General features: G+C 28.6%; 10 protein-coding genes. 7 read left to right on the forward strand and 3 right to left on the reverse strand.

The features are described from left to right. Positions 1 to 16 precede the first annotated feature (16 nt). Entirely contained in the window at positions 17 to 1,381 is a 1,365-nt protein-coding gene (ffh, locus tag ACJA23_RS03385; RefSeq protein WP_406614004.1) for a signal recognition particle protein, read from the forward strand. 242 nt (positions 1,382 to 1,623) lie between these two features. Here the strand turns inward: ffh and ACJA23_RS03390 are convergent, their stop codons facing one another. Next, positions 1,624 to 4,212, reverse strand: coding sequence for a DNA topoisomerase IV subunit A (locus ACJA23_RS03390; RefSeq protein WP_406614006.1), 2,589 nt, complete (start codon positions 4,210 to 4,212; stop codon positions 1,624 to 1,626). A 656-nt stretch (positions 4,213 to 4,868) separates the two neighbouring features. On the opposite strand from ACJA23_RS03390, the gene dnaX reads away from it, so the two are divergent. From dnaX to rsmI, 6 genes are read left to right on the forward strand one after another with little or no spacing between them, the layout of a single operon-like run. Continuing rightward, complete coding sequence (gene dnaX / locus ACJA23_RS03395; RefSeq protein ID WP_406614008.1) at positions 4,869 to 6,710, forward strand: DNA polymerase III subunit gamma/tau; 1,842 nt, start codon at positions 4,869 to 4,871, stop codon at positions 6,708 to 6,710. A gap of 12 nt (positions 6,711 to 6,722) precedes the next feature. Then, entirely contained in the window at positions 6,723 to 7,004 is a 282-nt protein-coding gene (locus tag ACJA23_RS03400) for a YbaB/EbfC family nucleoid-associated protein (protein ID WP_406614010.1), read from the forward strand. Continuing rightward, positions 7,004 to 7,588: a toprim domain-containing protein gene (locus tag ACJA23_RS03405; RefSeq protein ID WP_406614012.1), complete on the forward strand. Its 585-nt coding sequence runs from the start codon at positions 7,004 to 7,006 to the stop codon at positions 7,586 to 7,588. Before ACJA23_RS03400 ends, ACJA23_RS03405 begins: the two co-directional genes overlap by 1 nt. 10 nt (positions 7,589 to 7,598) lie before the next feature. Then, positions 7,599 to 8,255, forward strand: coding sequence for a dTMP kinase (tmk, locus tag ACJA23_RS03410; RefSeq protein WP_406614014.1), 657 nt, complete (start codon positions 7,599 to 7,601; stop codon positions 8,253 to 8,255). After that, on the forward strand, positions 8,248 to 9,192 hold the full coding sequence (locus ACJA23_RS03415; RefSeq protein ID WP_406614016.1) for a hypothetical protein: 945 nt from the start codon (positions 8,248 to 8,250) through the stop codon (positions 9,190 to 9,192). Before tmk ends, ACJA23_RS03415 begins: the two co-directional genes overlap by 8 nt. Beyond that, entirely contained in the window at positions 9,185 to 9,910 is a 726-nt protein-coding gene (gene rsmI, locus ACJA23_RS03420) for a 16S rRNA (cytidine(1402)-2'-O)-methyltransferase (RefSeq protein WP_406614018.1), read from the forward strand. Before ACJA23_RS03415 ends, rsmI begins: the two co-directional genes overlap by 8 nt. 120 nt (positions 9,911 to 10,030) lie before the next feature. On the opposite strand, the gene parE is transcribed toward rsmI, so the two are convergent. Together parE and ACJA23_RS03430 are read right to left on the reverse strand one after the other, a co-directional pair. Beyond that, positions 10,031 to 11,974, reverse strand: a complete 1,944-nt coding sequence (parE, locus tag ACJA23_RS03425; RefSeq protein WP_406614020.1) for a DNA topoisomerase IV subunit B — start codon at positions 11,972 to 11,974, stop codon at positions 10,031 to 10,033. A gap of 80 nt (positions 11,975 to 12,054) precedes the next feature. Continuing rightward, positions 12,055 to 13,179 (reverse strand): DnaJ C-terminal domain-containing protein, encoded by a 1,125-nt coding sequence (locus ACJA23_RS03430; protein ID WP_406614022.1) that lies wholly within the window; start codon positions 13,177 to 13,179, stop codon positions 12,055 to 12,057. Between the last annotated feature and the right edge of the window lie 36 nt (positions 13,180 to 13,215).

A 13,215-nucleotide genomic window follows, 5' to 3' on the forward strand; every position in this document is an offset into this window, starting at 1 on the left:
ATTGTATAATTTAATTATGTTAGGATTTTTAGAAAAAAAATTACAAAAAAGTTTAGCTCAAATGGCTAAAAAAACCACATTAAATGAAGCAGATATTTTAGAAATTACTAGAGAAGTTAAAATTGCTCTTTTAGAAGCTGACGTTAACTTAAAAGTAGTTAAATCATTCATTACAAACGTTAAAGAAAAAGCATTAAGTAGTGAAATTATAGGTAAATTAAATCCATCAGACCAAATGCTAAAAATTTTCCACGAAGAATTAGTAAGCATACTAGGTGGAAAAGCTAAAGATATTAAATTAGAAAAAAAACCAACAGTAATTATGATGGTTGGTTTACAAGGGTCAGGTAAAACTACTGCAACAGCAAAATTGGCTTACTACTTAAGAAAAAAGAAAATGGTTGAAAAACCATTAGTAGTCGCAGCAGACATTTATCGTCCAGCTGCTGTGGATCAATTAGTAACATTAGCTAAAAGTATTCAAATTGATTATTATGAAGAAGGTGTTTCTTCACCTGTTGAACAAATAGTAAATAATGCTATTGAACACGGAAAAGAAAATGGAAATGATTTAATTATCATCGATACTGCTGGTCGTTTATCAATTGATGAAAAATTAATGACAGAACTTGAAAATGTTAAAGCTATTGCTAAACCAAGTGAAATTTTATTTGTTGCTGATGCTTTAAGTGGACAAGACATTATTAATGTGGCAGAAACATTTAATGATAAATTAAAGCTTTCAGGAACAATTATTACAAAATTAGACTCTGATGCACGTGGTGGGGCAGCATTAAGCTTAAGATATATCTTAAATTTACCTATTAAATTTATAGGTACAGGTGAAAAAGTTTCGAACCTTGACTTATTTCACCCAGAAAGAATGGCAGATAGAATTTTAGGTATGGGTGATGTTATGAGCTTAATTGAAAAAGCTCAAGACGTAATCGATGCTGATAAAGCTCAAAATATTGTCGAAAGAATGTTTACTGGTGAATATACTTTAGATGATTTAATGGAACAAATTAAACAAATGAAAACCCTAGGTAAATTCTCTAAAATTCTGAAAATGCTTCCAGGTAATTTATCAAGTAAAGTTTCAGAAGATCAAATTGAAAAAGCTGAAGAAAAAATGAAACTATATCAAATTCTAATTTCTTCAATGACTGCTAGAGAAAGAAAAAATCCTAAATTACTAAAACAAGCTTCAAGGAAAGAAAGAATTCTTAAAGGTAGTGGTAGAACTGCTCAAGAGTATAATAAACTACTTTCAGACTATGATGGAATGGTTAAAAGAATGTCTGAAATGGTTAAAAATATTAAAGCAGGTAAAATGCCATCTGGTATGGGCGGTTTAGGCGGACTAGGTGGAATGTTCTAAAACAACCATCATATATAACTAATTTATTTATACAATTTCAAGCTTACAAATGAATTTTGTTTCATTTTGTGAGCTTGTTTTTTATATCGTATTAAGTTTAGAAATCAGATGAATAAAACCAAATAATTTACTCTTTTGTTATTAAGTTCTATCTTTCCGTGTGGACATTTAACTTTTTAAATAACACTGTCACTAACAATTAAATTACAAAAAAGGTTCAGCTACCTGAACCTTTTAATACGTTATTTAGATTTTTTGTCTTTATTTAAGATACCATCTACTTTTTTAAGTAATGCTTCGATATCTAAATTAGCTTGTTTAGCTTTTTGTTTGTTTTCTTCAATAACTTTAGATTCTTGTGTGATAACTTCACTTGAAAAGATATCTTTTTGTACCACTAAATCAAAAGGATTTAGTGGTTTTTTGATATTTAACTTATAAATATTATCTATTTTTAGATTTACTAAGTTTTCTTCTGAACTAGCTGGTTTTTGCTGTACTAAATGTGTACCACCTAATGTGTCTTTTGTAATAAATAAATCATCTTGACCCATTACAGCCATATCAGAAATTTTAAATTTATGTTTTGATAGTAAATCCTTAAATACTGGTTTTCCTTTAATATGTTTTGGAATATAAGGAATAAATTGTACTGAAACTTTTTTAACTCATCCATTATCTGAAGTTATTGTGATAATATTGTCGTTATTTGCACAAGTAAAATATTTAACTTTATCTTTTAGCGATAAGTAAATACCTTTATTTCCTTTGGCTTTTGTTCCATATAAACCAATTTCCATTTCAGAATATCTAGTGCTAAATCCTTCTTCTGAAATTAAGATAACATCTTTTTTACCATCTGAATAGCATACATTTAAAACTGTATCACCATCATCTAGTTTTATTGCAGTATAAAATTTATTTATTCTTGAAACTTCAAAGTCTTTAATTAAAGTCTTTTTCAACATACCTAACTTTGTTCCGATAACAAAATATCCAGTAGTTTCAAAATCCTTAATACTAAATACAGCAACTATTTCTTCACTTGGATGTACATCCACAAAATCAGATAAATGCATCCCTAGGTCTTTTCATTTGCTTTCAACTAACTTGTGAGCTGGAACAATAGCATAATTACCAAGCGATGTAAATACTAGTAAATTATTTAAGGTGCTGATTTTATCATAATAAATTAAGTAATCTTCTTCTTTTAAACCATAAGTTGTAAACTCATTCGAATCAACTACTCTTTGAGATAAACGTTTAATGTAACCTTGTCTTGAAATACCAATGTTAATTTCTTCTTCCTTAACTAAATCTGATTGTTCATAAGTAAAGTTGAACTCATTTTCTTCTATCACAGTTTTTCTTGGTGTTGGGAACTCTTTTTTGATAAATTTTAGCTGTTCAATTATGTGATTGTTAAACTCATTTTCATCACTTAAAAGTAATCTTAATTTTTTAATTAAATCTTCTAACTCAGCTTTTTCTAATAAATAAGCTTCTTTATCAGTTTTACTTAAACGGTAAAGTCTAAGTTCAGCGATCGCTTTAGCTTGTAGCTCAGTAAAATCAAAATGAGCTATTAAGTCTTTAATAACACCAGCTTTAGAACCTTCAGCTTTTCTAATTACTGCTATTACTTGATCAGTAATTTCGCTAACCTTAATAAAACCTTCTACAATTTCAAGTCTGATTAAACTTTTATGTAAATCATACTCAATAGTTTTCGTTTTTACATCTTTAACATGATCTATATAACTATCAATTAAACCAGCTAAATTCAATATTTCTGGAGAATTATTCTTAATTACAACATTATTGTATGAATAAGTAATTTGCAAGTCAGTTTTTTGACATAAATAACTTAAAATACTACGTTCATTAGCATCTTCATCTAGTGTAATTAAAATATTAATTCCATCACGATCAGACTGATCTTTTATTTCTAAAATACCACCAATTGTTTGCTCATTTATGATGCAATCAATTGCATAAACTAATTTAGATTTATTTACACCGTATGGAATTTCAGTAATTTCAATGAACTTATTTTTTCCTTTTGTGTAAGTAGTGAACTTACTAAATAGTTTAATATTATCTTTTTCTGTTTTACCTTTTTCAAAGGCTTCGATAATTCCTTTTGTTCCTCTAATAACAGCACCAGTAGGAAAATCTGGTCCTTTAATATATTTAAATAGTTCACTAATATGTGATTTAGGGTGTTTAATTCTAAAAATTGTTGCATCTAAAACTTCATTTAAGTTGTGTGGCGGCATTTCTGTTGCCATACCAATTGCAATACCTTTAGCACCATTTACAAGTATATTTGGGAAAATTGAAGGTAACACTGTAGGCTCAATTTCAGAATCGTCAAAGTTAGGTGCAAATGTGACGGTATTTTTCTTAATATCACCCAAAATATACTCAGCAATTTTAGCCATTTTTACTTCAGTGTAACGCATTGCGGCTGCTGGATCTTCATCAATAGAACCAATGTTTCCGTGCATATCTAAAAGTGGAATGTTCATTTTTCATCATTGAGACATATTAACCATTGCGTCATACACAGAAGAATCACCATGTGGATGATATTTACCAATAACATCACCAACTATACGAGCTGATTTTTTATATTGTTTATCATGCTCTAAACCTAGTCCAAACATAGAATATAAAATTCTTCTTTGAACAGGCTTTAACCCATCTCTAACATCAGGTAAAGCACGTTGTTGAATAACATACTTTGAATAACGACCAAAACGATCTGACATGATTTTATCAAGTGATTCATTAATAATTTTGTCTAAAATTTTATTTTTATCTGTCATATTATTACCTCAATGACTAAAGTTTACTTTGTTTTAAAACTGCTTTAGGAATTTCAATTTTCTAAAAGCTTGGTTCTTTGCTTAAATTAGGTATTTAAGCACTAATTCTTTGCCTTTTTAAAATTGCTCTTTGTATTTTAATTTTAATAAAAAAATAATCATAGCATTAAAAGTTGAGCTAAAAAGTTTTATAAAGTAATTCTGTTACCAGTTGATCAAACGGATTATCATACCCATTTTTTACCTTAATTAATTACTAAAACCACAGTAAATTCAACATATAAATGCAAATTATAAGCATAGTTATTAAATTTTTCTAAAATACTTAAAATCCTGTAAAATAAATATACAAAGTTACGAAAACTTATTCATTAGCAGAACTACATATTAAATTAAATAAAATAAGAAAAGGAAAAATATGCGTAAAGTTGTTAGATTAAAAAACAAATTACGTGCTGAAAAAAGAGCACATAAATTAGCTAAAGAAAACGCAAGAGATAAAAGAAGAGCTGAAAGAGCTCAAGCTGCTTAATTATAGCTATAAAAGGTTAAAATTGACGCTCATGCTGTCAATTTTTTAATCACTTTTACTCATAAAATAGGTTTTATTATTAATATAATTAATAATAGATATATAATTTAAAACTAGGAGAATGATGAGTTATAAAGTTTTATATCGTAAATATCGTCCTACTCGTTTTAGTGAGGTTGTAGGTCAAGAACATATAGTTAAAGCACTAAAAAATATCATTTTAAGCTATAAAATTGGACACGCTTATCTATTTAGCGGTCCAAAAGGTACAGGTAAAACCACAATGGCTAAAATCTTTGCCAATGTAGTGAACTGTATGCATCAAAATGATGCTGAAGCTTGCGATAACTGTCACTCAAAAATCAATAACAATATTGATGTTATTGAGATGGATGCAGCTTCAAACAACGGTGTTGATGATATTCGTGATTTAGTTGAAAAAGTAGCGCAAGTACCTATGAACTCTAGATATAAGGTAATTATTATCGATGAGGTTCATATGCTTTCTAAAGCTGCTTTTAACGCTTTATTAAAAACTATGGAAGAACCGCCAGCTCATGTTGTTTTTATTTTAGCTACAACAGATGCTCACAAAATACCAAACACAATTCTTTCTCGTGTCCAAAAATTTAACTTTAAAAGAATGAACGAAAAAGAAATAGTTGGACATTTAGAAAAAATCCTAGATTTAGAAGGTATACAATACGATTTAAGTGTTTTACCAAGTATTGCTAGACTAGCTAGTGGTGGTATGCGTGATGCTTTAAGTATAGCTGACCAAGCAATTTCATTCCAAAACGGAACTATAACTCAATCAAATCTATTTGAAAACTTTGGTATTACTTCGACTGAACAAATTATTGAACTAATTAATTTTATTTCTACAGGTAATATTCCAAAAATTCTAACTACTATTGATAAGTATAGCAATCAAGGTATTGATCCTATACTTCTATGCAATAACATAGTTTTATTATTAAAAGACTGAATTGTGCTATTTAAAACTAATAATCCACAATTATTAAACTTTGCTTCAGTAAACCAAATTCAACAATTAAAACTTAATTTAGCTTTAGCGTTAGAAATTTCAGCTTCTATGTATGAATTGCTTGGAAATATAGCTAAAATTGATCAACCATTTGAAATGTTATCTATTAGTTTATTAAAACTGATGAGAAATGTTGCTAATCTAACTTATGAAGAAAGTCAAGCTAAATTAGGTGTTAACCAATCTCAACAACCAGTTGTTGAATCAGTAAATAATGTAATAAGTGCTCCAGTTTCACATTTTGAAAATGAATTGACTAAAACTGATGAGCATTTTGATGTTCAAAATAGTCAGTATTTTACTAAAGAAGCTAACCCTTCAAACCAAAACACTGAAAACACTTTTGTAAATGATTTTGAACCTACTTATGAAGAAGATGTAAATCAAGTTCCATTAGAAACCGTTGATGCTAATTCTTTTGAAAATCAAAAAGTAGAACCAAATGAAGGATTTGAAATCAGTTCAGATATTTTTTCACAATCAAACTCACAAGATTTTGATTATCGTGAATATCAAACTGACTTATTTGATTTAGATACTAATAAAACTGAACTCGAAAAGGATGAAAAAGTTAAACTTTTTGAACTAATTGCAAATCAAATGAAAGATGAAAATCTTAAAAACAAGTGTAACTATCAAAATAAGATGCTTAAGCAAGCCGCAGTTCATTTAGCTAAATCAAGTCCTAAAAATAGTTCAAAATATAATTTAGCTAAAATGATTATTGGCTTAAGAATAGCTTGAATTTCAGACGATAACTTAATACTTTTGGTTAATAATAGTAATGAAATTCAAATTTATGAACGTTTAAATAACAAAGAAGAGTTTCAAGAATTATTGACTGAATTTTTTGGTAAAAAAATGAACATTATCGCTTGAGATGAAAATCTAAAAAATGAGTTTAAACAATATATGTAAAAGAGGTAAATTATGAATCCAGAAATGATGAGAAGACTTAAAAAAATGCAAGCTGAATTAGAGAAAAAGCAAGCGGAACTAGACAAAAAAGAATTCACAGTTGAAAAACAAGGAATTAAAGTTGTTATTAGAGGTGATTTACAAATCGTAAAAATTGATTTAATGCAGGAATTAGTAGATCCAGACGATAAAGAATTATTAGAAGACTTAATGGTAGTTGCATTTAATGAAGCAATTGACCTAATTCAAGAAGAACAAGAAAAAATCACTTCACAAATGCCTGGTGGATTATAATGTTTGACTTACCTACTATTAGCGAATTTATTGAACGGATCAAAAAAATTCCAGGGATAAGTAAAAAGCAAGCAGAAAAAATAGTTTTATGAATATTAGCTAGTGAAGAATTAGATGTAAACGTACTAGCAAACTTATTTAAAAGAATAAAAACTCAAATTTCATTTTGTGAAATTTGTGGTTTTAGTATTGAAAATGGTAAGTGTTCAATTTGTCACAATGACGAAAGAGATAACGTTTTATTAGTTGTGGAAAATTTAGCAGCACTACAAAAAATTGAAAATGGTGGGTATTACTTTGGTAAATACTTCATTTTTAATACGCTAATTAAAAATGATATTGACTTAAAAAAAGCTGAAAATAACCTATCAAAACTAGAAAAATATGCAAAGTCATTTGATGAAATTATTTTAGCTATTTCACCTACTTTAGAAGGTGAAATGACCAATAACATCATCAAATCAAGACTTTCGTATTTAAATCTAAAAGTTTCATCTTTAGCTATCGGTATTCCAATCGGTGCTCAAGTGGACTATATTGATGATATAACTTTAAAAATGTCATTAAGCAATAGAAAAAAATAGTGAGGTACGTATGTTTATTACTTTCGAAGGATTAGATGGTTCAGGTAAAACAACAATTATTAATATGATAGTTAATCAAATATCAATTGATTTTCCACATCTAAAACACATTTTCACTCGTGAACCAGGTGGAAAAGATTTAAAAGAAGCTGAACGTATCAGAGAAATAATTTTAGATCCTGAAAGCGACCTATCATCTATTGCTGAAGCTTTTTTATACACAACTAGTCGTAGAATTCACTTAGAAAAAGTAGTTTGACCTGCTTTAAACGAAAACAAAATTGTATTTTGTGATCGTTATGTAGATAGTTTTTATGCTTATCAAGGATTTGCACGTGGTTTAGGTTTAGATTATGTAAAAGCTATTACAAATTTAGCTATTGATAACACTATGCCTGAAATTACTGTGTTTTTCGACATCACACCAAGTGAATCGAGAACTAGAATTCAAAAAAGTAGACTAATTGAAGATCGTTTAGAAAAAGAAAAAGAAGATTTTCACAATAAGGTTTATTTAGGTTATAAAGAAATTATCATAAGTGAACCTAATCGTTTTATTGTTGTAAACGCAAGAAACGAAATTGACCAAGTATTTCAAGAAGTTTATAGCAAACTGCTTCAACACCCAAATTTTATTAACTACTTAAATAAGTTCAAAAATGATTAAACCAAATATTTTACAAGCTTTAGCAGTTGCTAAAAACAACTATAAATTAAGTCATTTATACCTATTAAATGCACCATTTGGTTTTGATATAAATAAAGACTTAAAAACTGTGATTGAAATACTTACTAACTTTAAAATTAGTTCTTTAGATCATGAACACTTGCCACCTTTTATTAGTTTTATTGATGGATCAGTAAAAAATATTGAAAAAGAAACATTGGAAAATGCTTTTTATAATAACTCTTTTGTTAACCAGTATAGCTCTATTGGTTTTAATCTTTTAGTTATAAAAAACATTGAAAATGCTTCAACTATCGCTCTAAATTCAATCTTAAAAAGTATTGAAGAGCCAGTTGATAACTTAATTATTTTAATGACAACAAATAAAATTAACTCACTACTTCCTACTATTTTATCTCGTGCACAACAAATTAAAGTATTTCATGATGATAGCAATACTATTTATAATGAGTTTTTAAAAAATAACATATTTAACGAATTTGCAGCTGTAGCTAGCTTCATTTCCTTTGATTTTCTTAGCGCAAACGCAATTGTAAATAGTAATTTTAGTTCAATTTATAACGAACTATTAGAAACTGTATCTTTAAGTTTAAAACAAAAAAATCCAGCTTTAATGTACTTATTTTTAACTAAATACTTAAAGAAGGATGACACTGAACAAAATGAACGAATTTTTAACTCATTAAAATTCATTTTCACTGCTTTTTATAGGGTTAAAAACTCAAATATTCCTACATCAAATCAGTTTATTAGTAAATCTATAGCTTTAAATCACAAAATTTTGGATAAAAAACCTTCCTTACTGACTTTTATAGTAGATATAGAAGAATTTAAAAATAACATTAGCTCAAAAATTAATTTTGAACTAGAAAAAGTAATTTTGCTAAATAAATTAATGGAGTTGTATAATGGCTAAACTTTATATTGTCGGAACACCTATTGGTAATTTAGAAGATATTACTTTTAGAGCAATTAGAACTTTAAACGAAGTTGATATTATCGCTTGTGAAGATACTAGAGTAACTAGCAAATTACTAGCTCACTATGAAATTAGTAACAAAAAACTAATTACTTATAACAATGTAGTCGAAAACAACAGTGCTAAAGGTCTTTTAAGTTTATTACAAAACAACAATAATGTAGCACTAGTTTCTGATGCTGGTATGCCAGTAGTTTCAGATCCTGGATTTGCGATTATAAAATTAGCGCTTGAAAATGATATTGAGATTGAAATTATCCCAGGTGTAAATGCCGCCGTTACTGCTTTTGTTGGTTCTAATTTTACTAGTGAGTTTACTTTTTTAGGTTTTATTAAGGATAAAACTCAACAAAGAATTAATCAGCTAAAAGAGCTGCAACAAGGAACATATATTTTTTATGTTTCACCTCACAAATTACTCAAAACTTTAGAAGATATAAATGAAGTATTTTCCGATAAAGCTGACTTATGTTTAGCAAAAGAACTAACAAAGATACACGAGCAATGATTTAGAGGTAAAGCTAGCGAATTATTAGAACACTTTAATTCATTAGACTCAATTAAAGGCGAATACACTTTAGTATTGAATATACCTAAAGTTAAGCATGAAAAAGTTAATAAATACTCACATTTAGCTAAAAAACACTTAAACTAGAATTTAGTTTCTAGTTTTTTTATTTACACAAACAATAGAACAAAAAATAACCCCACTTCCGTTTTTAATTAGGAAAACGGAGTTCTTTTACTATATATTTACTTAATAAAACCAAATAAATTAAATAATATCACTAATATTTGGTTTTTGTAATTTATCTATAAAATCATCTTCTGCTGAAAAATCAACATTAGCGTCAATTCACTTACGTCTACTTGCAACGTCATCACCCATTAACACACTTACACGCCGTTCAGCTAATGAAGCATCTTCTAATGTTGCTTTTATAAGTGTTCTAGTTTCTGGGTTCATTGTTGTTTCTCATAATTGGTCTGCGTTCATTTCTCCAAGACCTTTATATCTTTGAAGTTCAGTGCTTCCTTTTTCGTTATCTAAAATATCTTTTAAATCACTTTCGTCTCAAGCGTACTTAACAGTTTTTTTAGTTTTATTTGATACTTTATATAAAGGTGGTAAAGCAATATACACTCTTCCATCCTCAATTAAAGGTCTCATAAAACGGTAGAAAAAGGTTAGTAATAAAACTTGAATATGAGCACCGTCAGTATCAGCGTCAGTCATAATGATTATTTTTCCATATTGAGCTTTTGATAAATCAAAGTCTTTTCCAAATCCTGCACCGATGGTATTGATAATAGTACCTATTTCAGTATTTTTTATTACATCAGTTAGTTTAGATTTTTCACAGTTTAAGACTTTACCTCTTAATGGTAAAATAGCTTGATATTTTCTATCTCTACCACTTTTCGCACTACCACCAGCTGAGTCACCTTCGACTAAAAATAATTCTTTTTCGAGTGCATTTTTTGAAGTAGCTGGAGTTAATTTATCACTTAAAACTGTTTTTTCTTTTAAAGCTTTTTTAGAACTACGAGCTTCAGCTCTACGCTTTTTCTCTTCCGTTCTTAATAAGTATGTACTTTTAATTTTATCTAAAACTTTTTTGGCTGTTTGTTTGTTTTCTGCGATTCAAGTTTCTAAATATTTAGTCGCTATTTCTTCAACAACATTTTTAGCATCTGGTGTACCTAATTTATCTTTTGTTTGCCCAACAAATTCAAGTAGGTTTTCAGGAACTTTTAGAGATAAAATGCAGGTTAAACCTTCTCTAATATCATCACCATCAAAAGCATTTTTCCCTTTTAATGCACCTTCTTTAATAGCAAATTCATTGAAAGTTTTGGTTAAAGCGGTTTTTAAACCTGTTTCATGAGTTCCACCATCTCTAGTTTTGACATTGTTAACAAAACTAAAAATAGTTTCATTATATGAATCAGTTCATTGGAAAGCAAAATTTACTTCGATACCTTTTTTCTCATCTTTATAAGAAACTGGATTTGTAATTTTAGTTTTAGCATCATTTAAGAAACCTAAAAATGCAATTAAACCATTTTCATATTCGTATCTCTCTACAGTATCAGTGTTTTCGTCTCTTAAAATTATTTTTAAGTTACTAATTAAAAATGAGCTTTCTTTTAATCTTTCTGAAATAACATTGGCACTTAATTTAGCTTTTTTGAAAAAACTATAATCTGGTCAAAACTGAACAGTTGTTCCAGAATGCTTACTTGTACCAATTTCATGTGTTCTTTCAATAATTTTGTCCTGTTCAAAGCTTGTTCTATAAAGTTTACCATTTCTAGCAACTGTAACTTCTAACCTGGTAGATAAGGCATTTACGACACTAGAACCAACCCCATGTAGCCCACCTGAGCTTTTATAAACTGATGAGTTAAACTTTCCTCCAGCATGTAGCTCAGTAAAAACTAATTCCACAGCAGTTCTAGTTTCACCTTTAGCTTTATCAACTGGAATTCCACGACCATTATCAGAAACTACAACTGATCCATCTGCTTTTAAGGTGACTTCTATTTTATTTGCAAAACCAGCCAAAGCTTCATCAATTGAGTTATCTACAATTTCTCAAACTAAATGATGTAATCCATGTACATCAGTACCACCAATGTACATCCCTGGACGTTTTCTAACAGCTTCTAAACCTTTTAATTGTGTAATATCTTCAGCAGTATAATTATTTTTCATAAGTAATTAAATTATAAATTAAATTATTTCAATTTCCTTAATATATCAATTAACAAAATAAAATTCAAGCGAACTTGAATTTATTTACTATTTTGTACTTTTTTAACAAACTCTTCATTTGAAGTATCTTTTAAACATTTTAGTAAGTCAACTAAAGCTTTTTCATCTTTACCTTTGTAATCTGGAATTACAAATTTTAAGATTAGTTTTAAATCACCAGTTTCTTTTGGTGTTTTGATACCTTTTCCTTTAAGAGTTAATACAGTGTCTGTTTCATATTTTCTTTTTAGACGAATTTTTTCGTTTCCATATGGAGTAGGTACTAAAACTTCGTTTTCTAATAATACATCTTGGAAAGAGACTGGAAATTCTAGGAAAATGTGGTTCTTTTCACGGTGGTAAAACGGATGTTCTTCAACGGTAAATGTTATATATAAATCACCACAAGGTCCACCATTTTGTCCCTTATCACCATATCCACTTAAGACTAATCTTGTGCTAGAACTAGTTCCTGGATGTACATTAATTGTGGTTTCTCTAGTAGATTCGATGTATTGTTTACCATGACACATTGAACATTTTTTAACAATTTTCTTACCAGTACCATGACAATCATCACACACTACCATTGTTTCAACTGCACCGAAAATTGTTCTAGTTTGTTTTAATTTTTGACCTTGTCCATGACAAGAATCACAAACTTTTAGACCACTTGAACCTTCAGCACCAGTTCCATGACATCCTAAACATAGATCTCATTTTTTGAATTTCTTTTTAAGAACTTTTCCGTGTACTGCATCTAAAAATGAAATAGAAATATTAGCTTTGTAATCAGCTCCTCTTAATGGTGAAGCTGCACTTTGTCTAGATCTTTGACCTCCCCCACCAAAGCCAAATCCTCCACCAAATGATGAAAAAATGTTTTCAAAAATGTCGCTAAACCCACCAAAATCTTGTCCACTAAATCCACCAGCTCCGTGTGCATTTGCTGCATCATGACCATACTGATCATATGTTCTTCTTTTGGTTTCATCACTTAAAATATCGTAAGCTTGGTTTAATTCTTGCATTTTAGCATCACTTGTTCCATCTTTTAATTTATCTGGATGATATTGTTTTGCTAACTTTCTATATGCAGATTTGATCTCCGCTTGTGAAGCATTTTTTGAGACCCCTAAAATATCGTAATAGTCTTTTTTACTCATAATATTATTATTTTAGCATAAAACCCACTAGTTTGC

The sequence above is a fragment of the Mycoplasma corogypsi genome (assembly GCF_045276875.1).
In the GTDB taxonomy this organism is placed as follows: Bacteria; Bacillota_I; Bacilli_A; order Mycoplasmatales; family Metamycoplasmataceae; genus Mycoplasmopsis; species Mycoplasmopsis corogypsi.